The sequence below is a fragment of the Candidatus Erwinia haradaeae genome (genome assembly GCF_900698995.1).
Lineage (GTDB): Bacteria > Pseudomonadota > Gammaproteobacteria > Enterobacterales > Enterobacteriaceae > Erwinia_E > Erwinia_E haradaeae_C.
Genome location: NZ_LR217735.1, coordinates 686,629 through 712,216, shown reverse-complemented (window position 1 = coordinate 712,216; position 25,588 = coordinate 686,629). Strand labels below are relative to the sequence as shown.

General features: G+C 26.4%; 12 protein-coding genes, 7 tRNA genes and 1 pseudogene. 15 read left to right on the top strand and 5 right to left on the bottom strand.

All coding sequences use genetic code 11. The annotated features are described in order from the left end of the window. The first annotated feature begins 729 nt into the window (after nt 1-729). The gene (gene dolP / locus ERCISPPA3004_RS02240; protein ID WP_157990686.1) at nt 730-1,278 is read left to right on the top strand and encodes a division/outer membrane stress-associated lipid-binding lipoprotein; all 549 of its coding nucleotides are present in this window, start codon (nt 730-732) and stop codon (nt 1,276-1,278) included. 844 nt (nt 1,279-2,122) lie between these two features. Here dolP and folE read toward each other — a convergent pair. After that, complete coding sequence (folE, locus tag ERCISPPA3004_RS02235) at nt 2,123-2,788, bottom strand: GTP cyclohydrolase I FolE (protein ID WP_157990685.1); 666 nt, start codon at nt 2,786-2,788, stop codon at nt 2,123-2,125. Between the two features lie 457 nt (nt 2,789-3,245). Here folE and ERCISPPA3004_RS02230 point away from each other — a divergent pair, with 457 nt between their 5' ends. The 6 genes from ERCISPPA3004_RS02230 to rplY all read left to right on the top strand — a co-directional run bounded on the left by ERCISPPA3004_RS02230 (nt 3,246) and on the right by rplY (nt 8,014). After that, nucleotides 3,246-3,512 (top strand): FAD assembly factor SdhE, encoded by a 267-nt coding sequence (locus ERCISPPA3004_RS02230; RefSeq protein WP_415017145.1) that lies wholly within the window; start codon nt 3,246-3,248, stop codon nt 3,510-3,512. Nucleotides 3,513-5,199: 1,687 nt separating this feature from the next. Further along, complete coding sequence (gene pgsA / locus ERCISPPA3004_RS02225; RefSeq protein WP_157990485.1) at nt 5,200-5,751, top strand: CDP-diacylglycerol--glycerol-3-phosphate 3-phosphatidyltransferase; 552 nt, start codon at nt 5,200-5,202, stop codon at nt 5,749-5,751. 327 nt (nt 5,752-6,078) lie between these two features. Further along, a tRNA-Cys gene (locus ERCISPPA3004_RS02220) sits at nt 6,079-6,152 on the top strand. 21 nt (nt 6,153-6,173) lie between these two features. Further along, a tRNA-Leu gene (locus ERCISPPA3004_RS02215) sits at nt 6,174-6,259 on the top strand. 844 nt (nt 6,260-7,103) lie between these two features. Continuing rightward, nucleotides 7,104-7,176 (top strand) — tRNA-Phe (locus tag ERCISPPA3004_RS02210). Nucleotides 7,177-7,726: 550 nt separating this feature from the next. Then, the gene (rplY, locus tag ERCISPPA3004_RS02205; RefSeq protein WP_157990484.1) at nt 7,727-8,014 is read left to right on the top strand and encodes a 50S ribosomal protein L25; all 288 of its coding nucleotides are present in this window, start codon (nt 7,727-7,729) and stop codon (nt 8,012-8,014) included. A 434-nt stretch (nt 8,015-8,448) separates the two neighbouring features. Here rplY and nfuA read toward each other — a convergent pair whose 3' ends face one another. Beyond that, a complete protein-coding gene (gene nfuA / locus ERCISPPA3004_RS02200) occupies nt 8,449-9,024 on the bottom strand; it encodes a Fe-S biogenesis protein NfuA (protein WP_157990483.1) in 576 nt (191 codons plus the stop codon). A 3,374-nt stretch (nt 9,025-12,398) separates the two neighbouring features. Between nfuA and lpxP the strand changes: the two genes are divergently transcribed. After that, nucleotides 12,399-13,319, top strand: a complete 921-nt coding sequence (gene lpxP / locus ERCISPPA3004_RS02195) for a kdo(2)-lipid IV(A) palmitoleoyltransferase (protein ID WP_157990482.1) — start codon at nt 12,399-12,401, stop codon at nt 13,317-13,319. A 1,184-nt stretch (nt 13,320-14,503) separates the two neighbouring features. Beyond that, the gene (acpS, locus tag ERCISPPA3004_RS02190; RefSeq protein WP_157990481.1) at nt 14,504-14,884 is read left to right on the top strand and encodes a holo-ACP synthase; all 381 of its coding nucleotides are present in this window, start codon (nt 14,504-14,506) and stop codon (nt 14,882-14,884) included. 2,244 nt (nt 14,885-17,128) lie between these two features. On the opposite strand, the pseudogene pth reads toward acpS, so the two are convergent. Together pth and tmk are read right to left on the bottom strand one after the other, a co-directional pair. Then, nucleotides 17,129-17,715: pseudogene (gene pth, locus ERCISPPA3004_RS02185) on the bottom strand (aminoacyl-tRNA hydrolase). Nucleotides 17,716-18,303: 588 nt separating this feature from the next. Further along, on the bottom strand, nt 18,304-18,939 hold the full coding sequence (tmk, locus tag ERCISPPA3004_RS02180; protein ID WP_157990480.1) for a dTMP kinase: 636 nt from the start codon (nt 18,937-18,939) through the stop codon (nt 18,304-18,306). 827 nt (nt 18,940-19,766) lie between these two features. Here tmk and ERCISPPA3004_RS02175 point away from each other — a divergent pair. The 5 genes from ERCISPPA3004_RS02175 (at nt 19,767) to ERCISPPA3004_RS02155 (ending at nt 21,597) form a co-directional block, all read left to right on the top strand. Further along, nucleotides 19,767-20,936, top strand: a complete 1,170-nt coding sequence (locus ERCISPPA3004_RS02175; protein ID WP_157990479.1) for an FAD-dependent monooxygenase — start codon at nt 19,767-19,769, stop codon at nt 20,934-20,936. 196 nt (nt 20,937-21,132) lie between these two features. After that, a tRNA-Thr gene (locus ERCISPPA3004_RS02170) sits at nt 21,133-21,208 on the top strand. A 19-nt stretch (nt 21,209-21,227) separates the two neighbouring features. Continuing rightward, nucleotides 21,228-21,312: transfer RNA gene (locus ERCISPPA3004_RS02165), tRNA-Tyr, on the top strand. A 130-nt stretch (nt 21,313-21,442) separates the two neighbouring features. Further along, nucleotides 21,443-21,516, top strand: a tRNA-Gly gene (locus tag ERCISPPA3004_RS02160). Between the two features lie 5 nt (nt 21,517-21,521). Next, nucleotides 21,522-21,597 (top strand) — tRNA-Thr (locus tag ERCISPPA3004_RS02155). A gap of 549 nt (nt 21,598-22,146) precedes the next feature. On the opposite strand, the gene cysK is transcribed toward ERCISPPA3004_RS02155, so the two are convergent. Continuing rightward, a complete protein-coding gene (gene cysK / locus ERCISPPA3004_RS02150) occupies nt 22,147-23,094 on the bottom strand; it encodes a cysteine synthase A (protein ID WP_157990478.1) in 948 nt (315 codons plus the stop codon). A 1,622-nt stretch (nt 23,095-24,716) separates the two neighbouring features. Here cysK and asd point away from each other — a divergent pair. Beyond that, entirely contained in the window at nt 24,717-25,586 is an 870-nt protein-coding gene (gene asd, locus ERCISPPA3004_RS02145) for an archaetidylserine decarboxylase (protein WP_157990477.1), read from the top strand. Nucleotides 25,587-25,588 lie beyond the last annotated feature (2 nt).

Sequence of the window (25,588 nt, the reverse complement as noted above, 5' to 3'; positions counted from 1 at the left end):
AGAATAGTAGATGTATATAAAATATAATCATTTAATATAAGATTATTTTAATTTCAGTACATATTATCAAGGTCCTTCTTTATTTTTATATAAATAGAATCATAATGAATGAATAGTACATTAGTGTATGAAAGAATATGAGAGTATATTTAAATCATACAGAATATTATTGGTATAGATCAGTATATGTAATTCTTATGATCTGTATTTTTATATTAATAAAATGTCTTCTTATTGAGAAAATTATTAATAAATCATATAAAAAAGTGATCAGGTCATAGATGATTTTAAAGAAATATTTTATTACATATGCATATTGTTATAGAGAATATAGTTATGTCTAAATGCTATGCCTTATCTATAAGTTTCGAGAAAGCTTTTTATTAAAGATATTAACTTATGAATAGGTTGATAAATCTATATCTATTAAGTATATTTGATAGAATGAAAGCATACTTTTTAGTATGCTAAAATGATATTTGATCATATGATTAAAATTTTTAAAAATTAATTAATATATATAGTATGATTATTATTTTAACTTGGTATGCAGTAATACTATGAATTTTTAGGTTCGGTGAATATTACTATAAAGATCTAAGAATCGTAGAGAAAGAGTCAGAGATAGTAGATATGTAAAAATCTACTATCTCTGACTCTTTCATAAAACATGTTTAGTGCAAGTTATAATATATTAAAGGAGCCTAAGTGCAGATACTATCTAGATGTATGCTTATTGTTATAGTACTAATATTACAAGGTTGCATGGCTGGCATTATTGTTAGCGCAGCAGTAGCAACTAAAGCGATCAGTGATCCAAGGACTTTAGGAACTCAGATCGATGACGCAACTTTAGAATTTCGTATAATGCATGACTTGCATCAAAACAAACAAATTCAACGATTTTCGCACATAGTTGCTACTGTTTATCAAGGCAGAGTCTTACTAACTGGTCAAACGCCAGATATTACTTTATCACAGTGTGCTCAAAAGATTGCTATGGCTCTCAATGGTACGCGTGAAGTATATAACGAGATTCGTCTTACAAAGCAGGTAGACTCAAATACTACCTCTTCTGATATTTGGATCACTACTAAGGTTCTTTCTCAATTATTCTACAATAATCAGGTAAAATCTTCACATATTAAAGTTCATACTGAAAATAGTGAAGTATTTCTTTTAGGTGCCGTAACAAATATGGAAGCTATCACTGCAGTAGAAATTGCGCGCAAAGTTCATGGTGTCAGCCATGTTACAACTGCCTTTAATATTTTGTGATAATCAGATATATATGTTGATGTATCTATTTTATATTTTTTATATTATTTTAACTTTTCCTGTAATTTTCAAAAAGATAAGAATCTTTTACTTATGATTGTTATTTATAATATATAATATTGTGCTTATATTTTTAGTTCATCACAAAGTATCTTCTATTGTACTGTATTCTGAAGAAAATTAATGTTTTTTGCAATTAGCATACAGTACAATTATCCGTAACAGAAAGGTTAGAAACAGAAAGATTATCGATCGGTGGTTTTACTCGCATAAAAATATAAAAATAAATATTTGTTCTTGATAACATTAATGATTTTTCCTGATGAATGAGAAATATTAATATATTTATATTTTAATTAAACATTATGTAAAAGACATGATACTTATCATCTACAGTGTTGCCTCTTCTGTTATCGAACATTACATAGACCGAATGACTTGTATATTATACTTAGTGGTGAAATTATCGCTGTAGATACTAAAAATATAACAATTGAATTTATATACATTTACTTTAATAATCTTAGAATCATCTTTAATGTTAAGAATAAAACTCAATGAATAGCATATGAGGCTTTTTTAGAAGTGATATCTAATAAATGTTATTAGGTGGTTATTTTGCGACATAACTAATTACATCTATATTATATTATTAATACCTATTTTCTTCTTTTATTTTAAATTTAACTAAAAATAATAGGATTGATAATATTAATTGTTTTATATCACCGTTAAGATAACCTGCAGACTATTTTATATGATTCATTATTATAGAATATTATATAAATAGTAACTGATATATAGTAAATATTGCTATATATTTGTTGATCTTATGACTAATGGGTTAAGTATGATTTACTGATTGTAAAAACTCCTGTCTGGTGTTATCACTAGATTTGAATAATCCGCCAAGAGAAGTGGTTATTGTAGTGCTGGTAATATCACGAACACCTCGGCCCTTAACGCAATAGTGAGTTGCCTCAATTGAGACGGCTACATGAGAAGTATTGAGCAGTATTTGTAATGCTATAAAAATTTGCTGAATGAGTCTTTCTTGTACCTGAGGTCGACGTGAAAAAAATTGAACAATACGATTTATTTTAGATAAACCAATAACTTTATCTTGTGGAATATATGAAACTGTGGCTTTACCATCAATCATCACAAAATGATGTTCACAGATACTAGTTAAGTTAATGTTACGCACAATTATGATTTCATCAGTTTTTACTATATTGTCAATTAAAGTAATTTTCGGAAAATTAGCGTAATTTAAACCAGAAAATATCTCATCAACATACATTTTAGCAATACGTTGTGGTGTTTGTGAAAGACTAGGATCTTGTAAGTCTAGATCTAATGATTGCATGATTGAAGCTATATGCTGAGCAATGATTTTTTTTCGTTTAGTGTTATCTGTTTCTTTTTGAGATGATTGAAAGGGGGTTTCAAGACCACAAGCTATTAACGCTTTATGAATGCGTTGAGCTTCTAGACTCCATGTTTGCATTTCCATATCTTATCTCCCTGAGAATAGTGATGTATTTTTGAAAATAAAAATTCTGTGTTTTAAATCAGGCAATTATTTATTTAGAGCACGATGTAGTAAAAATAAATAATTTAAATGATTTAACTATTATATACAGGGTTATGCCTTTTTATATCGTAAAGTTTAATGTGATACATAAAGCGAATGCAGTCTTCTTTATTTATATAATTATATGTAACCTCTATACTAGAAATATTTTAAATATAATTAGGATAATAATGCTTGAAAAAATAGACAAGAAAGCATTATTTTCTGCGTTTAGCAACTCAAGGTTGATATGGTTTTGATCCATTCTGCAAAAAACTTCAGAGAAAACAAAAAATAAATCTAGGTTATGTTAAACAAAAAATATGTGTCATACCTCAGTAATAATCAAATAAGTTACTAACCATTAATAAGTATAAAAATAAAAATGAAGATCAATAGTACAAATAAAGCGCGTATTCATTGGGCATGCTATCGAGGCATGCGGGAGCTTGATTTGTTAATTATTCCATTCTTTAATGATAATTTTCACTTACTCAATAAAAGAGATAAAAGACTCTTTTCGGAACTATTAGAGAATAATGATCCTGACTTATTTAGTTGGCTGATGAATTATAAACAACCAGATGATGCTCGTTTTAAGAGAATAATTAGCATTATCCGAGACAGTAATAAAAAAAGAGATTTTTCAAGATTATAAATATATAAGACTATTATTTAATTATATAAAGTTTTTCTTATGTCTGTGCTCTATAATAGAGTTTAGACTAAATTATCATTACAAAGTGATCTAAATAAAGATTGCCAATAAATATGATAAGGTTATAAATTTTTGGTAATTTTTATAGCGCAGCAAAAAAAGGATTCTCGTTAAAATATCCCTAGTGTAATAGATATATTACAATAATTTAATAAAATTACTTGCATTATTATGTTCAGTATCCATTAAAATTACTATTTATTATTTAGATTTTTTATTAGAATTAACTACTGAAAAAAGAGTTTTCTAAATTTTTTGTATAAATTTTTTAAAATAGTGCGCATTATTTGATGTTGAGATTGTTAGATAAAATCATAAAAAACTTTTAGTTTGTTATGATTTTATCAGTTGTTCGTTTATAGCATGAAATTTAGGTTTTCTCTTGCTATAAGTTTTATTTATTTTTGATAGGGCAAGTATTTAGAGGAATTTTGGATGAATTTCAATTTTAGTATAGCACAATTAATATATTATTAATTGTGCTATGAATTATTTTAGATAGCTATAATAATTTCTAATAATTTTTACCGTTATTAATTATTCTAAAATTGTTTAGATCTTTATAGGACAGTTTTACATATAAAGTAATATAAATTATAATTTACCCTCTATTGCTATTATTAATCTTATATTTTATATATCACATAGTGATTATTTTTCATAAAGATTATTCATAGATGTATTTGCATTAGAAAACATTTTTAAAAGTAATTAACTACAATTATCTATGTTTTATAAAAATAATGCATTTCTATAAGTTTTATATATATTGCAGTATTGTGTTAAAAATTGTAATAATATACGAAATTAATACAGGTTATATAATTACAACTCATTAATTGCATTAAATCTTATAATATCATTTACACGATGATCAATAAATAATTTTTGAATTTATAATATGTGATAAATCAGAATTGTTATAGGAAAATATCATTCTTATATGATTATTATTAATATAATGATTTGAAAATTATTATACAACAAAAACAGTAAAACCTAAGGATATAATTTCAAAGAAGATAGAAAATATTATAGAATGTATATTCTGTTCTTATGGATAATAATAAAAATCAGTTGAGATATGATAAAACTTTTTTGGGGTCCTCAGAAAAGATGTTGAAGCACTCGTTCGCTTAACCATAAGGCTGCTAAATATTTGCAATATCACTTATAATTAGAAAATTATTAATCAATGCGCAAAAAACAGAAATCATATTACCCAAAAGCTTACCTACTGTGCATATCATTCATAGTTTTTTAAAAAATAGTATAATAATATTATTATAGATCTTTGAAATTTATCAAGGAAAATAAAATAAATGCATAATTAAGATATTATGTATGTTAGTACAATACAAGTCAGTATTATGTGATTATGATAAAATAAGTTTATTAGAGAATTATATTCAAAATTAAATCAATAATTCTATTTATCAATCCTTTTACAGGAGAGTAATAATGTATATTATGTAATATCAATGGGTGCAAAAATAATTATGACTGAAATGCTTATAAGTGCCACCTAGCAGTATAGGTAGTAAAATTATATTTTCATATATAATATATATTATTCTCAGAATAGTACTTAAAGATAATTGACTTAATAGAGCCAATTAGGGTATCTATGTTACTGAATATTCCAACCCTAATAACTTTATTGCGTATAGTATTGATACCATTTTTTGTATTAGTTTTTTACTTGCCATTTAAATGGGGTCATTTAGTTTGTGCGTTAATCTTTATCTGTGCGGCAGTTACGGATTGGTTTGATGGTTTTCTTGCGCGCCGATGGAAACAGACAACACAATTAGGTGCTTTTCTTGATCCAGTAGCAGATAAAATCATGGTTGTAATGGCATTAATATTGATAACTGAATGCTTTCATTCTTGGTGGATTACTCTGCCAGTATCTATTATCATTTCTCGTGAAATTATTATTTCTGCTTTGCGTGAATGGATGGCGGAAATAGGAAAACGTAACAGTGTAGCAGTATCATGGACTGGCAAGGCTAAAACAACTACACAAATGCTGGCGTTATTTGTGTTGCTTTGGCATCCAAATAGTATTATAAAAGTAGTCGGTATTATAGCATTATACATTGCAGCAGTTCTAACATTGTGGTCTATGTTACAATATTTCTATATTTCACGACATTACTGGTTTAGAGAGGAATAAGCAAAAATTTTTACAAAATATTAATAAATAATTAAAAAAAATTTAATTAACTCGTGTTTATATACTAATAAAATGTTATTTATTGATTTTATATCTTTAATGCTTTATTATTTTTTATAAACAGTATTTGTTTATCTAGATTTTGTTAAAGTATCATACATAATGAATAAAAATAAAAATATTTCTTTCTATATGTAGAGATGAAGGATATTGAATTTTAACTACTATTAGTAGTATTTAGAATTGACATAAAATTAAAAAAATCTGTCTTTTATCAAACACAAAAACAAAATGTTCAGAAAGTTATATTATAATAATCGATATTCAGGCGCATTGGCAGAGTGGTTATGCTACGGACTGCAAATCCGTCCACCTCGGTTCGACTCCGAGATGCGCCTCCATTTTTATATTTAGTATATCTAGCCCGGGTGGTGAAATTGGTATACACAAGGGACTTAAAATCCCTCGGCTTATAGCTATGCGGGTTCAAGTCCCGCTCCGGGCACCATTTTTACTAAAAATAAAAATTATATCAGATATATAGAATATTTTTGTAAGAGATTTTATGAGATAAATGATGAGTCTATTTTTGGCGAAAATAAAATTAAAAATACATACTAGCATGTAATTATTATATTTTTAATTTTGATATTTACCATTAATAAGTGTGGTATATTATATACTATTAGATATATATCAAAAATATAAATATAAAAATTTTTATAAAAAATAATAAGTGCTTAATACAGTTAATATAGATTGGAGGATTGTGGGTATTATATGTGAGATTGATAACATTGAAGATCTTTGATGACACTTAATGATTTGATCAAAGTATGTAAATATTATATATTAATAATATGTTAATAACATTATAAAGACATTTTATCAAAAAAATTTCCTATTTTTACTGGTATTATTATAAAATTCAAAGATGTTGCTAACAAATATCAAATATTTACTTAGTATTATAGTTACCGATTTTTGTGCTATTAGAATAATGTAGATAGATTGTATAAATATAAAATATATATAAAATCATAACATAAGTTACATATTAGATTATAATTATTGTAATATAATTTTTAATTTTTATCATGATCTGTAGATAAAAAATTAAGTAGTTTGCATTTTTTCGATAGATAATAAAAACATCATTAATTAATTGTGTTAGATTATATATATTTATGTGTGTATGCTTCTATGATAACCTTTATGAGATGTGAAATCATAGTAATGATTACATGATTAACTAGTATTAATATAATGATATTAGAATTGGATTTATGTGGGCATGCTACATAATAAAAGAATTGACACTTACAAGCGTTTACGATGTAATAAATTATATAGCCCGGATAGCTCAGTCGGTAGAGCAGGGGACTGAAAATCCCCGTGTCCTTGGTTCGATTCCAAGTTCGGGCATCATTAAAAGATTGTTTCTTGGTAAAAAATGACTTTTAGAATAGATCATTTCTTTAGAATAGATAATTAAATATGCTAGGTTTTTAGATTTTTAGTGATCTTCAGATTCAAACCTTGTTAATATATGTGATATTGTTTTTAATATATATTAAAATAAATAAAATTATTTCATGAAATTATATTTTTAAGTAAAGATCTTTGAAGTAATTATATTATATATATACAATAGTGATAAAAATATTTTTATATATTATATCGCATGTACACTATCAGTTAATTTTGATAAGAAATAAAAGCTATTTATCATTTATAATAAAAGAGACATAAAATAAATAAAGTGACATATAAAGACTATTATTATAGTAGAAATATATTAATGTATATTACATGAACTTTTTGAAATAATTATAAAATAGATATTTAAAATATGTGTATCTATAACTAAATTAATACAAAGTGATTAATCTCTATAAGACTATAAAATCTGCATACAAACAATCTACATTCTAAGCTGCTAATACAACAATTATATCACTTAAAGAGAATTTATATGTTTATTATTCATGCTGAAAACCGTAAGACATATGGCAAAGGCTCAAGTCGTCGTTTACGTAAAGCGGATAAATTACCTGCAATTATCTACGGTGGACATACAACTCCTAATTCTATAATACTTAATCAAGAATTAATTATGAATATGCAGTTAAAGACTCATTTTTATAAAGATATTTTAACTATCATGATAGAAGGTGTAGGCATTCAAGTTAAAGTACACGCTATACAACGTCATCCATTTAAAGAAAAAATTCAACATATTGATTTTATTCGTATAGAATAATTGATTATTCCGTTAAATAGGTTTTTATTGATACAAAATATCAATAAATAAAATTAAGTCTTTTAATAAAAAATTATTTTTAAAACAATTTTAATGCTATTAATAATTTATTAAAATATTAATTTTGGTAAATCAATACAACTTATTATATATATTATATATAATACATATAATCATTCGATTATAACTCTTTGAATTTTTATGTTTTTATTAATTATATATTAAAATGTAGATATTTAGCAGTTATTACGATAACTAAAATAATAGTATTAAGAAAATGATTTGATAAAAAATAGTCGAATCACTAGACTGCAGTTTATTTTTATATTAAATCATATACTTATGTCATAAAATACTGTTACTTAAATTTACTCATCAACTGATATATTTTTAGGTGTCTTAAATCTTATTATCAGCCACAATGCTTGATGTCATTAATAAAATGAATGGTTACCATGCTGATGCTCAGTAAGGTCTTTTACACCTTTTAGTTCTGAAAATTTAGATAATAGCTCTTTTTCAATACTGTCCTTGATGGTTATATTAACCATTGCACAACCATTACAACCTCCGCTAAATTTTAAGATAACATATCCTTCATTATTAATATCAACCACAGTCACTCTCCCACCATGTCTTGCTAACTGGGGATTGATTTGTGTTTGTAAAACCCACTCTACACGATCAAAAAGTGAGGCGTCATCACTAATTTTTCCTACTCTAGCATAAGGCGCTTTTAATGTTAACTGAGCATCTATTTGATTCACGATATAGTCAATTTCAGCATCTTTGAGATAAGCGATGCTGTTATTATCAATAAATGCTGATAATTTATCAAATTTTAACTCGATATCATGTGCACTAATCTCATCTATTGCGCAGTAAGAAACGCCACACTCAGCAGCAGGGGTTCCTGGATTGAGAACGAATACACGAATTTGAGTACCATCAGGTTGTTTGGATAGCAGTTTAGAAAAATGTTTTTGGGCAGATTCTGTAATTATAATCATGACTAGTGCTCAATAATTGGCTGGTTTATATTATAACGAAAAAATGCGCTTAGATCTACAAAATAAGCACCTTTATTAGTCTGTAAAAGACTACAGATTAATTAGTATTTATCATAACTAAAATTTAGCACTTTTTAGTAGATTCTGAATATGATAAGCGTATTTATTGTGTATTGGACAATTAATAATGATATGGCGTCATATCAGAAAATAGTATATAAATAGAACACTAGATTTTTAATATATGTAATTTTATATAGTTTATACTATAATAAAAAGAGTATCAAAGTATTAGGTAGATTATTGAAACAATTAAATAATTTTATGATTAATTGATTATTAATGAATCCTCAGAAAAGTATTGAAATATTTTTTGATATAATTCTTTTTATCTAGATTGGTAAAAAAGTATATTTTTGACAGAGTATTTTTTAAATCAATTAAGATATAATTTGTATAATCTTTATATTAATCAAGTATTTTATTTTTTTATACCGCTAAAATTCCAATACGGTGAATGATTTTAGTCAGATAAAAAAATATAGAATTATTACAGATACATTATAATTTGATAGAATATACAGTCTATTTTTATATGAAAATTTTTATTTTTAAAGGTTTTATATAATTTTTTATAGGTAAAAATAATCTGAAGGTAATACAAATATCTATTGATAATATTGTTATAGGTTTTAAAAGTCTACATGTATCAATATGTTATTTAAAATTAACAAATTTAAAAAATTTAAATTTATTTAGTGCAGACAGTGCAATTAAGGTTAATATAAAATATATTTTTTTTAAAATTTTAAAATTTTAAAAAATTAGCGTTTATTCAATCATCAAGGTATTAAATAAACAAAATTTTTTAATGTTTAGATTTTATAGATTATCGCGAATTTTTATTTGGATATTTTATCTTTTGAAGATATTTTTATGCAATGTATTGTTTATGAATTGAGGTTATAAATTTATAATGACATTAAACCTAGATATAATATAGTGCACATTTAGTGTAATCTAAAATAGATAGCTCATATTATATATCACAGCATGCAGCTATTACCTATTTATTATTAAATAATAAATAGGTAATTTTAATAAAATTATATATTCTAAATTATATTTCTGTATTTGACTAATATAAAAACTTGCAGAAAATAATTTATAAAACAATAGATAATTGAGCTATCTTCATTACAAACTGTAATTACCGTTATTGATGTCGTTTACAGACAAAAATGTTTGAGTGTGTTTTATTTTCATGATCCGCTGTTTTGATCTTCGCGAGCTTTTTAGATTAACTAATCTAGTTAATATTTGGCAGAGTGCAGAATAAGTCTGTATATATTCTGTTGTATTTTTTCTTGCATTTTATTTGTAATATTCTTATTTGTAAGAATAGAGATCCTAAATATAAGTTAATAAAATATATAGTTAGATTGTTTTTACATAGATATTTACTCATTTGTTTTATATAGAATAATTGCTTGAGAGTATTTTTAGCTTATTTGTAAAATTTATATCATCTAACAAACATATGTTAGAATCATAAAATAATGTTAATAGTATATATATTTTATAGCGAGAAAGTATTTTGTTGTTAGCTTGTACATTATTTTAGATGTAGTAGTATGCTATACTTTTTTAATTTTTCTAATATTTGATTAGAACGAATTGTTATTCTGTTATTTTATAAAAAATAAAATACTGAGTTAAATATTTTCAATATTAGTATCTAAAGAAACGATAATACATACTAAATAGATTGTATTTAATATAGAAAAAGTATATCTAGCAAAAAATATAACATTATATGTATTATCGTTTCTTAGTATATATTAATCATCAGATAGTATTTTGATTAACTATATAGATATATAATTTTATGTATAATAAAAGTTATTACAATATTTTGAAGGTTGTAGTTATAATATTTTATTGATGTAGATATATTAAACAAATAATTAAACTATTCTGATCTTTTATAGTTAAGCTATGATTAGGCTATCTATAATTTAACAAACAATACTAAAGATGTTAAGAAAATATTACAAGTATATAAAATTCTATTATTATTCTTTAATTTTCTTAAAAATCTAAAAAAATATCACCTACCTACATAGGTATGCAGATTTATGAAAAAGTCAAACAATCAGGAGGACCAATTTGTATTTTTAATGAGATAATACTTTAAGATACTATCTTATCACACTATTTATAGAGATTTACTAATTAGTTTTATGTACAATTTTTCTATAGACTGAGATCTGACTAATTTATATCTAAATTATTATTTTGTGAGATGTGTAGCGTGTATTACAATTTCTATGACATGGTTATATGCTGCACGGTATATAACCATTTTTTTGTATTTTTGTTTTCATCTCAAATTATATGCATAACTTATAATATAAATATTTGATAATATTTATATTATAGTAAATATATATATTTATCTAAATTTTACCTAAAAAGAATCGAGATATATAGTCAAAGATTTTTGTTATTCTACTTTAGATAAAAATAGTATATGCTGCATTATTAAATTTAGTGGTTTTGTTTTTTTTATATTTAATGCATGATGTTATAGTATGGATATAGCAAAAGATAAAAATATCTATAGTTTACTTAATATCTAATATCTACTTGATCCAAAATATCAGATTCAGATAGTGCGAAATATTTTAAGGAAAAAAATATATATTCTATATTAACATGATTATTAGATTAATCATGTTAATTGAGGTTTAGAATTATTTTTATTTGTAATAAGAAGTCCACAAATATCTTTTTTATTTTTATTATTTTGGAGTGGTTATTAGTTAATAGCGTGATAATAGTTGTACTTCTGTATCAAAATATTAGATACAGTATATATATAAAATTTTATAGATATTCAATTAAGACAATAGTTACAAAAGGCATCATCTGACTTTATTGCTCGACATATGATAAAAATAATTCAGAGCATAAATATTTCTAAGCATCACGCATAGGATGGACATGCGCTAATAATTTGACATGCTTAATATAATTAGGTAATTTTATATTTTAAAAATAGTTTATATACATAAATATTAATCATAGTGAATTGTCATGTTATATGATGATAGATCATAAGGTGATATTTTTTAAAAATTATTAACAAAATACTTATTTTATATTGCTTGTAGATAATTTAAGTAGCATTCTTCGATCAGAAATTATTATATACCTGTTATAGATAAATATAAGTATTATCTATAACAGGTATAATAAGAATTTCTTTTGCGAATATAATTATATTCGTTTTTATATATTCTAATTCCAAAAACATTCTACTAGTTTTTAAAAAATTCTAAGTTAACCAACTAATATGTATATGAGTATATATGCATCAGGCATCAAATTTTCATAGAGATTTTATACGTCCTCGTTATTGGCTAACTTGGTGTGGTATTAGTATTTTGTTTATTTTAGTTCGGCTTCCATATCCTTTATTATATCGGATAGGCACTTGGATGGGTCGCTTTTCTATGCGTTTTATGCATCGCCGTATGTATATTGTACGTCGTAATCTAGAACTTTGCTTTCCGGATATGGATAGAGATGAATTAGAAAGTCTAATCAGCAGTAATTTTGAATCTCTAGGAATGGGGTTATTAGAAACAGGTATGGCTTGGTTCTGGTCTGATCGACGCATCAAGCATTGGTTTAACGTTGAAGGTCTTAATCATTTGCGCGCTGCACAAGAAACTGGTCGAGGAATTCTTATGATTGGTGTGCATTTTTTGTCGCTTGAAATGGGTGGTCGAACCATGGGTCTGTGTCATCCGATGACAGCTATTTATCGTCCACATAATAATAAAGTAATAGAATGGGTCCAGACTAGAGGTAGAATGCGTTCTAATAAGGCAATGATAGACCGACGTAACTTACGTGGTATAGTACATGCACTGAAAGATGGTGATACTGTTTGGTTTGCGCCAGATCAAGATTATGGTCCAAATGGTAGTGTTTTTGTTCAGTGGTTTGCTGTTCCTGATGTGGCTACAACTAGTGGGACTTGGGTGCTTGCACGCTTAGCAAAACCTATACTCATGCCTGTTGTATTAGTTCGGAAAAATGATTGCAGTGGTTATGAGTTAATTATACACGAAGAGCTTAAAGATTATCCAATAGAAAATAAACTGCAGGCAGCTAGATATATCAATCAAATTATTGAACGTGAAATTATGCGAGCTCCAAATCAATATATGTGGTTACATCGTCGATTTAAAACGCGGCCAGATGGTTTAAGATCAATATACTAATATTAATTAAATCTTATATATTATAAGATCATAAATAGTAATTTAAAGTAAATACATAATATTAATATAGCAATAAATAATTACTTAATTCCGAATTAACAAAAGATGCATCAATCCATTTGGATTGATTGAGGTTATTGATCGTATTATGCGCTATTAGTATTAAGCCATTAGTGATTTTTATCTGTATAATAATACATATTATAAAAAAATTTTTACTATATTTAAATAGTATATAACGCTATGATATATAAATTATCAATGCATAAAAATATTGTATATAGAAAAATGTCAGATTCTCATCTTCATCAGACTATTTTGCGCGTGATTCATGATCGTGGTAAATCTAGAAATCTATTCAATGAAAATCTATAATTGTTTTTTGAGAGGCATCTACTGAGATAAGCTTCAAGATTAAAGGATAGATGAAAATTGATATATAAAATGCTATGTCTACCGTATACAGAATCTAGGAATGTATATAAGTAAGTAGCGGCTTTTTAAAATGTAGAATGTCTTTTTACAATGAGAATAATCGTGATCAGTCTGAACAACACTTTAGGTTAAGTCAAGATTGACCCTAATTAAATTAAATAAATAATCAGTAAATATCTTATTTTCTGTTAATGATTTATAATTTTTAGATAATAATGGAGCATTAATATTTTTGTGCTTATTATTCATATTATAAGGTAACTGAAAGTAACATAAGCGATCTAATAGGCCTTATTGATCATTGTAATGCACGAAATTTATTTAGTAATTCGTATACATAAACATTATTTAAATTTTTAATTATAATTAAAATAGGAACTGTTTTATAATAAAATTAATATTATATTCAACTAAACGCATAATGTTGTGTTAGAGATGGTTACTTTTTAGTGATGGTGTCTAAAAAATCAGTGTTATCATTTTGTTTTGGTTAATATTTTTTTGATCATAGAAGATTATTAGAAAAATGTAACTATTTTTACATAGAGATTTTATTTCCATCTAGTTGCACTAATAATAATATCTAAAATAAATATTATTATTAGTGCAACTAGATGGTGGATAGATCAGTCAGAATTGGCATATTTTTTCTGCAGTTTCAAAAAAATAACAGAAAAAAGATAACTTTATGTGTATCGGATATATAGGGTCAAATAAAATATGAAGAAACTACTTGGTGTTACTTCATAATGTCTATTCGTGGTATAGGAATTGACATCGTGGAGATTATCAGGATAGATGCGGTAATCGAGAAGGTAGGTGACCGATTTGCAGAGCGTATATTAAGTGATATTGAATTTGGGCAGTATAAGACAAATATCAAACCATCACTTTTTCTTGCTAAACGTTTTGCAGTAAAAGAGGCAACTGTTAAGGCATTTGGCATTGGCATGAGAGATGGTTTAGCGTTCAATCAAATAGAAACGTTCCATGACAATTTAGGTAGACCTTACTTATGTTTTTTAAAAAATGCAAAAATGATAGCACAAACTTTATGTGTAACACGTATTCATGTTACGTTATCTGATGAAAAAAAATACGCTTGCGCTATGGTGATTCTTGAGGATTAATTTTCCTAATCACTTATAAAACACTTGCATTGGTCACTCTTACTACAGAATTTTTGTTTTTAGAATATTTTTTGGTATCCAGTTATTAGTGCTATTAATATGATATTAAAGAAAAAAAATAGAGCAAATTAGAAAGACAGAAGATAAAATATTTATTTTATTTAAGATTGTCAAAATTGAGTTCTAATTTTTTATACAGTAAACAAAATTTTTCCTCATGTCTATTGGATTATATTTGTAATTTATTTTGCAATCATTTTATATTTTATATTTTATATTTTATAGCTTAGTAAGCTTTATCTTAGTTGAGCTAATATTAATCAAGTAATTAGCTTTTATTATTAATATATAAAGATCTTAATATCATTTTATAATTTAGATAGTATGTAGTTTAACTTGAATCTGATATAAAAACTATTATAGCGCCAATATATAAAATTTGTATTAAAAAATGGTACTCTGTGCTTTATTAAACTCTGCATATAGAGAATGAATAGCTTGTAAAAAATAATTTAGAATTGTATTAAGTTTTTAATATTACAACAAGATAGTAAAGTTGTAATACGTTAATCATTATTCAACCTCACTATACAGAGTTAAATATTTTAAGATTTAATTGGAATTATTTTGCTAAAGTGAGTTTTCATTTCAAAAAGATAACAATCTTGTACCTAAATAACTAGTCATTCCTTGCGAGACAAAAAACAGTGAAAGAGTTGTCTATATAACATTTATAGAGCTTTTGAGAAGCGTAAAATAATTTTCACGAAACAGATTTTATCTATAAAATAGCAATATTATTCCGTATAAATGTAATAAAATAATAAGCATTATTTCTTATAGATTGTTTATATTTTACCTATTCATCATTTTAGTGTTTATTAAAAATATCAGTAATAGAATAATTTCAGCATAAAATAGATTGTTAAAATTGACATAATTATATAGTTCTTTTTAAAAGAGATTTTAGACTAATACTTCTATCACAAGTCATAGAAATTAAATCAAAAATTCTTGTATCTATTTTTAAAAAATATCAAAAATATAATAGTCTAATTATCACTTTAATTTTTATGTGCTTAAGCACGAGCGTATTTTAAATAAACTAATGAGATTTCTAGTTTATCTTGTGCCTTAATACAAGCCATGAGAGCACATGCCTCATAATGATAGTCGGATATAGAAATAATAAAAACATATTACATTTGCAGCCGGATCTTTTTTATATGTTGAAGATTAATTGTCTACAGATATAAGTAAGTAAGTATATTTCCCATTTTAGAGTTGTCTGGATTTTGTAGAACTGCTTTGTATTGTAGAATATGTTTAAAGTTACTATGATATTCTCGGCGCAGAAAGAAAAATAGGATTTATTTATTTATCAACTAACTACAATTAAAAGCATTACTTTTATGTTAACTTTGTGAACGAATATTATTTTCTTGAAATACAGATAAGAGATTATTACTATAACTATAAAAATTAAAATTATTATTTTTCTTACATTATCTTCCTAGATATAGATATAGATATAGATATAGATTATTCTATTAACAAAATAATTATTTATCTCTTTAATAGAACCTATCCTCTATCTATCTTACATATAATCATAAAATTTATTAAAAATGTATTATGTGAAGTATGCAATACAATCTTTTATAGATATAAGTATTTTTTATACATAAAAAAATAGAAACTACTAACTTATTTTTTTGCTATAATATTTCTTTGCTATTAACGTAGAGATCAATTAAAATATTAATCAATTTTTATAAAATTATAATATAATATACTATTATTATATTAGTATAAATTTTGTATACAATATACTATATAGTATATATCTGCTTAGATAATTAGATTATATACAATTTGTAATTATAATTAAAGCTTTGCATATATTAAAAGTTTTAAATAGGTGTTAAATTTTATAGTTTTTATGATCATGTACATATCTAGATTTTCTAATCAATGTATGTCTAATAGATATTAAATCTTAATTTTAAAAATGCACCACTTAACTATTTAGATTTTATATATTATATAAAATACCTATTGTATAGAATATAGATTCTAAATATTTTATTAAGCAGGGGTTAAGATTAGTATATAGATAATTTAATGAAATTTATTTTTATAGTATTCTAGATGTAGAATATTTAAGAAGTATTCTCTGAATAAGGATGTTAATTATCTAAAAATTATCAGAGGTTTTTGTTTATAATAACTCAGATTTAAAGATTAAATCGCTTTAAAACAATGTAGGCGATTAATTGCTTTTATTCGATTTTCTGTTAACCAGAGCTCCGTACAAAAAATTGCTTCATTAATTGCACTGTCAATGAGTTTTTTTTCTGTTATTTCTGGTTTACCTAAGACAAATTCTATGAATTTATCACGATCTTCTGGATATCCAACACCAATACGTAGGCGATGAAACTGTGTATTATTACCTAAATTTTTGATAATGTCTTTTAGACCATTATGCCCTCCGTGAGTACCATTTTGTTTAAATTTTGCAACACCCGGTGGAAGATATAATTCATCGTGTACTATGAGAATATTACTAATAGGAATTTTATAATATAGTGAAATAGCGATCACCGATTTTCCGCTATGATTCATAAACGTTGTTGGGATTAATAGCCATATTTCTTTATTATCTATCGTTAAATGTGCTGTATAACCAAAAAATTTTTTTTTTCTTGTAAGATTTGATTATGACGTTTAGCTAACTTATTAATATACCATGCTCCGGCATTATGCCGAGTCTTGGCGTATTCCTCTCCGGGATTAGCAAGTCCAACTATTAATTTAATATAACTCATATTGTGTAATACCCTATGTGTTGCAATGAAATAATATCTATTATTCAATAGCAGTAATAACTTATGTTATAATTTAAAATGTATTATATTTTTTATGAATCTCTCATTCATAAAAAAATTTAAAAATATTAGTTGATCATATGTTAGCAATCAATCTGCATTATGACATACTTTTATATGCTAAATTTTATTTAGCATATGCTTCTAAAATTGTCTTATACGGTATTTAATGCAATTAAATAATTAGTTTACTTAGGAAGATGTACATTTTCTGTTAATTATTTTGTTTATCTTACTTATTTTTAACTGCAAAATCTCTATTATTTTTATGTATCAATAAATCTATTGCTTAGATAATTTTAGGCTATTGTCATTAGTATTGAATGAGATTATATCTTGATCATCATTTACATACGCGCTTTATAATCTAGAAATTTATTCTAAAAAATGACTATTGAGTATTTGATTTCTTGTTTGTTGAAAAGATACATGGTTTTATATGATTCATATCATGATGTGCCTAAATATTTTGATATATTTAAAAGATTTAGCTATCTTAAATTATCTAATATAAGATGGCTTATGGACTTAATTAATCTCTCGCAACCACCGATTAATAATGTTTTCTATATCAGTTTTAACCTTTGCCTTTGAGCGATTTGCATCGATAGTGTAAATTCTTGTATCGGATTGAGCTATAGCCAAATATTGGTTGCGAATTCTAGTAAAAAAATGTAATGATTCTTTCTCAATTCGGTCTAATTGTCCGCGCTCTTTTACTCGCTGTAAACTAGTTTCAGGAGGAATATCTAAATATAACGTTAGGTCTGGTGTAAAATTACCAAGAGTCTCTTCTTTTAAACAACGAATAAAATCATGACTAATCTTACGACCCCCTCCTTGATATGCCTGTGAGGATAGCTCATGACGATCTCCTATCACCCATGTTCCTCGAGCTAATGCTGGTTTTATTACATTCTCTACTAATTGAACGCGTGCCGCAGATACGACAAATAACTCAGCGTAATGTGTTAGGCTCTCTTTGTTATGCATATCGTTTTTGAGTAATTGACGCAACTTCTCTGATAGTGGTGTACCACCTGGTTCGCGCGTATGGATAATATCATCAATACCATATTTATATAGTATCTTCGCCACTATACGGCATGATGTTGTTTTCCCTGCCCCCTCTAATCCCTCGATTGTAATAAATTTACTATTCATTTGGTCTCTATTGATAAGGCTTCTGCAAGTTAGATTATAGTTAATAGGTATATCTAAAAGTTTATTAGAATATAAGGATTTATGCTTATGCAAGATACTGTAAACTACTATTTTTATCTGTATATAATTCTTGATAATTTGATATGCAATAATCTTTAGGTTAATCTGTAATATTAAATATATTTGTTTCTCTAGAAAAATACAATTATGATTTTTTAGTAAAAGATATGTGATTTTTTTATTCATCCTCTCGGAGCGATATATTTTTAAGAAAAGCGTTCTAAGTTAGAATTTTAAAGTAAGTTCTTGTTTTTTACTTTAATTTTTATTTTAATTATAGTTGCCATAATTATTCCAAACCTCTCTATAATCATGCAATTAAAGAATTGTTATAGATTGCAATACTATTTTTATATTTAAGCTATCAGTTTTTATATAGTGTCTGTTTAATAGAGGTTTGATTATATTCTTTGTTAGATAAAGATTATTCTGATATAATTAGTTTAATATGCAAACTCAATGTTACATTCTGCTGTATCGATCAAGCAAAATAAAATTTTGAATGGGTTTTATAAATTTATTTTTATTTCAATCTTTATCACTGGAGTGTATATAGAAATACTTTTTTAAAAAAAGTTTTTAATATTAAATTATTATTTATAAGAGTATAATAAGGAATATTTTAGAAAGTTTTTCTTAAAAATCTACTCTATCACTACTAATAGATCGATAGTTACATAAAACCTATCATGTTTATATAAAACTGATTTTATTAGGTATAGCGTTATAATAATTAAAAATGCTTTAATGACAGGATTATATTGCAGATGCAACAGACTGTGGAGGTGGTGATAATTGGGGGCGGGTTAACAGGGGCAGCATTAGCCAATGGTTTAACAAGATATGGTTTTGATGTTGCGGTCATTGAACAGGAAGATGCGCCTAATTTTAATCCATTATCTAATCCAGGTCTTCGAGTTTCAGCTATCAGCAGAGCTTCAGTTAATTTATTAAAGCAGTTAGAAGTTTGGCCACAGGTTCTTCGTATGCGTTGTGCTCCATATCGTGTGCAAGAGATCTGGGAATGTCCTATGGCGCGAGTAACATTAGATGCTAGGTCTTTAGGTTTAACCGAGCTTGGTTATATAGTTGAAAATCATGTATTAAAATATGCATTATCGAAACGATTATATTATCAAAATGTATTGGTATTATATAAAACACGCTTAAAAAATTTACAAAAAATAAATGGAATTTGGCAGATTTCTTTAGATAATGGTAAAATCTTACAGGCATATCTTGTCGTTGGTGCAGATGGAGAGAATTCACAGGTAAAAAAATTAGCTAATATTAGAACCTATAGTGGGCAATATGCACAATCCTGTATGCTGATCAGCGTCCGTTGTTTTGATCATCCCGGGAACATTACTTGGCAACAATTAACTCCTGAAGGTCCTCGTGCTTTTTTGCCATTATTTGGATATTGGGCATCGTTAGTATGGTATGGAAAGCATGATTATATTAAAAAACTACAATTAATGAATATGTTACAGCTAACACGTGAGATCCGTCTAAATTTTCCGGATCGTGTTGGAAACATCATGCCGATAATAGCTGGTTCATTCGTACTAAATCGTAGTCACGCTATGAATTATATATTACCAGGATTAGTATTAGTTGGCGATGCAGCGCATACCGTTCATCCACTCACAGGACAAGGTGTTAACTTAGGTTATCGTGATGTATCTGCCTTAATTACAATTCTTAAAGAGGCTCGCTATCAGTCGGATCATTGGTGGTCAATAAATGTCTTGCAACGCTATCAGTATCAGCGTCAAAAAGATAATCTTCTGATGCAAAATTGGATTGATTTATTATACCGAACCTTTAGTAATCAGTGTCTATCAATAAAGATTATGCGTAATTTAGGATTAATAGCAGCTAATCATGCAGGAAAAACTAAAAACGATGTATTAACTTATATGTTAGGATTATGAGATATATGCTACATATGCACTAATAATAGCATTATATTTTATAGTACACTAGATTAAAGTAATTGTAAATTACAGAATGCTCTTTGATAGAGCACTATTTATGTGATTATTTGTGCATATATGCATTTTTTTAAATAAATATGTAAATTTTTGTTGCATATCTGCCTCACTCTTTTTAAACTAATAATTAATTAATGCCGGTTTAGCTCAGTTGGTAGAGCGACTGACTTGTAATCAGTAGGTCACCAGTTCGATTCCGGTAGCCGGCACCATTTTAAAAGTCAAGGTATTGGTGGGATTCCCGAGTGGCCAAAGGGAGCAGACTGTAAATCTGTCGTCATCGACTTCGAAGGTTCGAATCCTTCTCCCACCACCATTATTTTAGAAGATAATATTAATAAATATTCTTCTGATTATTTATGAAATAAATTATAAAGTATGACAAGATGTAAAGTAATAGAATATAAATTACAAATATCTCCTGGATATAACAAGCCTTTTAAGTAGCGGATATCGTATAATGGGATTACCTCAGCCTTCCAAGCTGATGATACGGGTTCGATTCCCGTTTTCCGCTCCAAATATGCTGATATAGCTCAGTAGGCAGAGCACACCCTTGGTAAGGGTGAGGTCCCCAGTCCGAATCTGGGTATCAGCACCATTAAAGATACACGCTATTTTAAATATTTAAAATAAACTGTGAAATTTGATACATAAAGTTATTAGTTTTTTTGATATATCTATAATTTTATAACCTCTCCAAAGAACTAAAAATTTTTACTATATTTTACTATTATAAAAATAAATAATAAAAATAAAAAAAGTATAAAAAGTATTTCCAATCCATATTGTTTAACATAAACTATCTAAATAAAGATTACTACTGGATAAAATAAAACATAAAAAGTCATCGTTTATCAATTATAAGCTTTATTTTTTATTATAGACCGAATGATTTTTAGAAAATTTTTTAGAAAAATTATTCCTAATATAGGATCATGCGAAATCTTGAAATTATCTAGATGATATCTAATATTAAAATAAATATATTTTATATTTTACAATACAAATATGTATTAAACTTGGAAAGCAATCAAAAAGGTTTTTATTTAATAATTTCATAAAAAATAAGCATATAATATATTCAATAAATACGTAACCTAAATGGAGTTTTTTGCAAATGTAAAGTATCTTATGTAAAATTTAAAAATTAAAGATCAGAAAATAAATTGGTAGATAAATAACGTTCTGCAGATGAAGGTAGAATAACTACGATATTTTTTTCTAAGAACGATTTTTCCTTTTGTAATGCTATGGCGGCAGCTAGAGCTGCTCCAGAAGAAATCCCTGCTAAAATACCTTCTTGTAGCATTAAAAGACGTGCGGTGGAGATCGCTTCTTCATTTGTAATAACCATTACGCGATCTATAAGATCCATATCGAGATTATTTGGAATAAAACCAGCGCCAATACCTTGGATTTTATGTGGACCCGGATTAATTTTCTTACCATTAAGAACTTGAGAGATAACAGCAGAATCACTTGGTTCTACTGCAATTGAAATAAGGTTCTTTAGTCCTTTAGTTTTTTTGAGATACCGGCTGACCCCCGTAAAAGTCCCGCCAGTACCAACACCAGCGATAAATACATCCACATTTCCATCACAATCTTTCCAAATTTCTGGTCCAGTTGTGCTTTCATGAATCGCTGGATTTGCGGGATTATTAAACTGCTGTAGCAAAAGGTATTTATTTGGATTGGTGGCAACAATTTCTTCTGATTTTTTAATGGCTCCTTTCATACCCTGCAAACCTTCAGTGAGAACTACATGAGCTCCTAATGCTTTTAATAATTTTTGACGCTCTATGCTCATTGTTTCAGGCATAGTCAGTGTTAAATGATATCCTCGTGCTGCTGCTACATATGCTAAGGCGATTCCAGTATTTCCACTAGTTGGCTCAACTAATTCAATATTTTTTTTGAGAATACCACGTTTTTCTGCGTCCCAAATCATACTAGAACCAATACGACATTTAACACTAAAACTTGGATTTCGTGACTCAACTTTTACAAGAATTCGTTTATTACCAATACGATTCAGTCGAATTAATGGAGTATGACCGATGGTAAAAGAGTTGTCGGAATATATTTTGCTCATAGTTTATCCATAACTATATCGATATATAGATTTTAAATAGTTAGCGTATCTAAATACACTATCATCAAAAATAAATTGTATATTTTATGTTTAAATTATTTTATCCATCGTAGATACGATGTGATTATTAGTATAATGACTTTAGTGTAGTATCAAGAGTACATATATTAAAATGATCATATATCAAAGAGAATAATTAATAAGTCACACTTTTTATGATAAATATCAACACCTTCATTAATAAGCAATAATTTAAGACGATTAATATATCTAAGAAGATAAGAATTCTTATCAAGGAATACTTTCGGAATCATAAGCGAATATTTAAATATTAATGACTTATCATGCATTATCGTTTAATTGTAAACCAGTATACGTAAAATACTTACGACAATCAGTAGTAAATACTAAAACATAAAATTATATTTTACTAATTTATAATTAAAGATTGATATCTAAATATCATCTTAAATATTTAGTATTAGTAATTATGCTGTATCATACAAAAGTATATAATACTATTATATTTAGTTACTTATCTATGCTTCTGGATATAAAAGGAGTATTTTATAAGAACATATCCACTTGTATCATTTTAGGATTCGAGGATTCATTATCTATTTTTTAATTTTTATTGTTAATATAAAACTACTATTGATCCTTTGATCTATAAATGACATGAAATATCATTGATGTTAAGTTTTTCTAGTATACTATTTAATATATACTATTAAAATATACTATTAAATATATTTTATATATTCATAAGGTGACAAAGGTTGTATTTTTTTATAAAACTTGTAAGTATATGTATATAGATAGCATGATTCAAGAGATAAATGACTAGCAAAATTAAGTATTGGTCTATTTCTTTTTTATGTAAGTATTCGCGCACTTAATATGATATAATTAAAAAGATTTTCATCTATATTTATTAGTATACAGTTAAGTTAATTCAAAATTTAAACTGGTTAAAAGTGATATTTTTAACTTAATAATGCACCGGAAGATCAGATTTTAACTTTTTTTTTGTAATTAGTCTGTTTACCTTTATATGACCTATTAATATGTGATTTATTAAAGCAACTATCAAGATAAATATCTTCTTATAAATGTATGTAAAATGACATTAGTTATAAACTTTATCAATATTATTGATAAAGTTTATTTTTTGATGCATATTTATAAGAAACAGTTAAAGAGTCTCCTATTCTAATATGCAAAATAATATGAGAAATAGATTGAAATGCTTGTAAGCAATAATGCAAGGTATTATTAGGTCATCAAACTATTTTCAATGGCTTACAAAGAACAATATAAAATAGTAGCAGGCTACTTGAGACGTTAAATATAAGAATATGTTCTGTTTTTATTTTTACGTATAGGCTCTAGTATATGTGTTAGATATTTCTCTCTTGTTTTAAGACCCCTGCATTAGCTATGTCACCGATTATAGAAAAATTTAAAACTTTTAAGCTATAGATAGATCATTAAAGAGTTCATAGGCTATCGTTAACATATTCATCGTACATTATATCGTTATAGATTTCTAGTGTTTCATGTGTCTGTTTGGTAGTATCTAGTTTATGAAATTTATAGTCTTTTGAGCTCATGAGGTGTATATGTTAGATTGTATAAAACTCGCCCTATATAAAGCGTTGCCTAAAATCGCTATAACTGAATTGTTTGGATGGGGAGCAAATAAACATATTAAATGGATCACGAAAGCTGCCATTGATGCTTTTGTTTGGTATTATAAAGTAGACATGCAGGAATCTGATATTACTGATACAGCAAGCTATTATACTTTTAATGATTTTTTTATACGTTCTCTTCGTAATGATCTTTATCCTAAAATAAATAAACCAGAATTATTGATCTCTCCTGTTAACGGAAAAATTAGTCAAATAGGAACTATTCAAGGTGATCAGATCTTTCAAGCCAAAGGGTTTTCTTATTCTCTTTTGTCGTTATTAGCTGGAAATTATGCTATGACTAATTTATACCAAAATGGTTGTTTTATTACAACCTACCTATCCCCAAAAGATTATCATCGTGTTCATATGCCATGTAATGGTGTTTTACGTGAAATGATGTATATACCTGGCCAGCTTTATGCGGTAACTCCATTTATAGCACGACATATTCCTAATATATTTGCGCGAAATGAGCGGGTGATTTGTCGTTTTGATACTGATTTTGGATCTATGGTACAAATTTTAGTTGGTGCTACTATTGTTGGAAGCATTGAAACTACTTGGTTAGGCACAATCACTCCACCACGTAAAGGAATTATCAGGTGTTGGAATTGGTCTGCTAATAATACAACAGAGAAAAATACTATTTCTTTAATGCAAGGGGAGGAGATGGGTCGATTCAAGCTTGGTTCAACAGTCATTAATTTATTTTCTCCTAATGCAGTTACCTTAAATCAAAATCTTGCAGAAGACAAACATATTCGTCTTGGTGATCCGATTGCTATCGTACGGTAGCT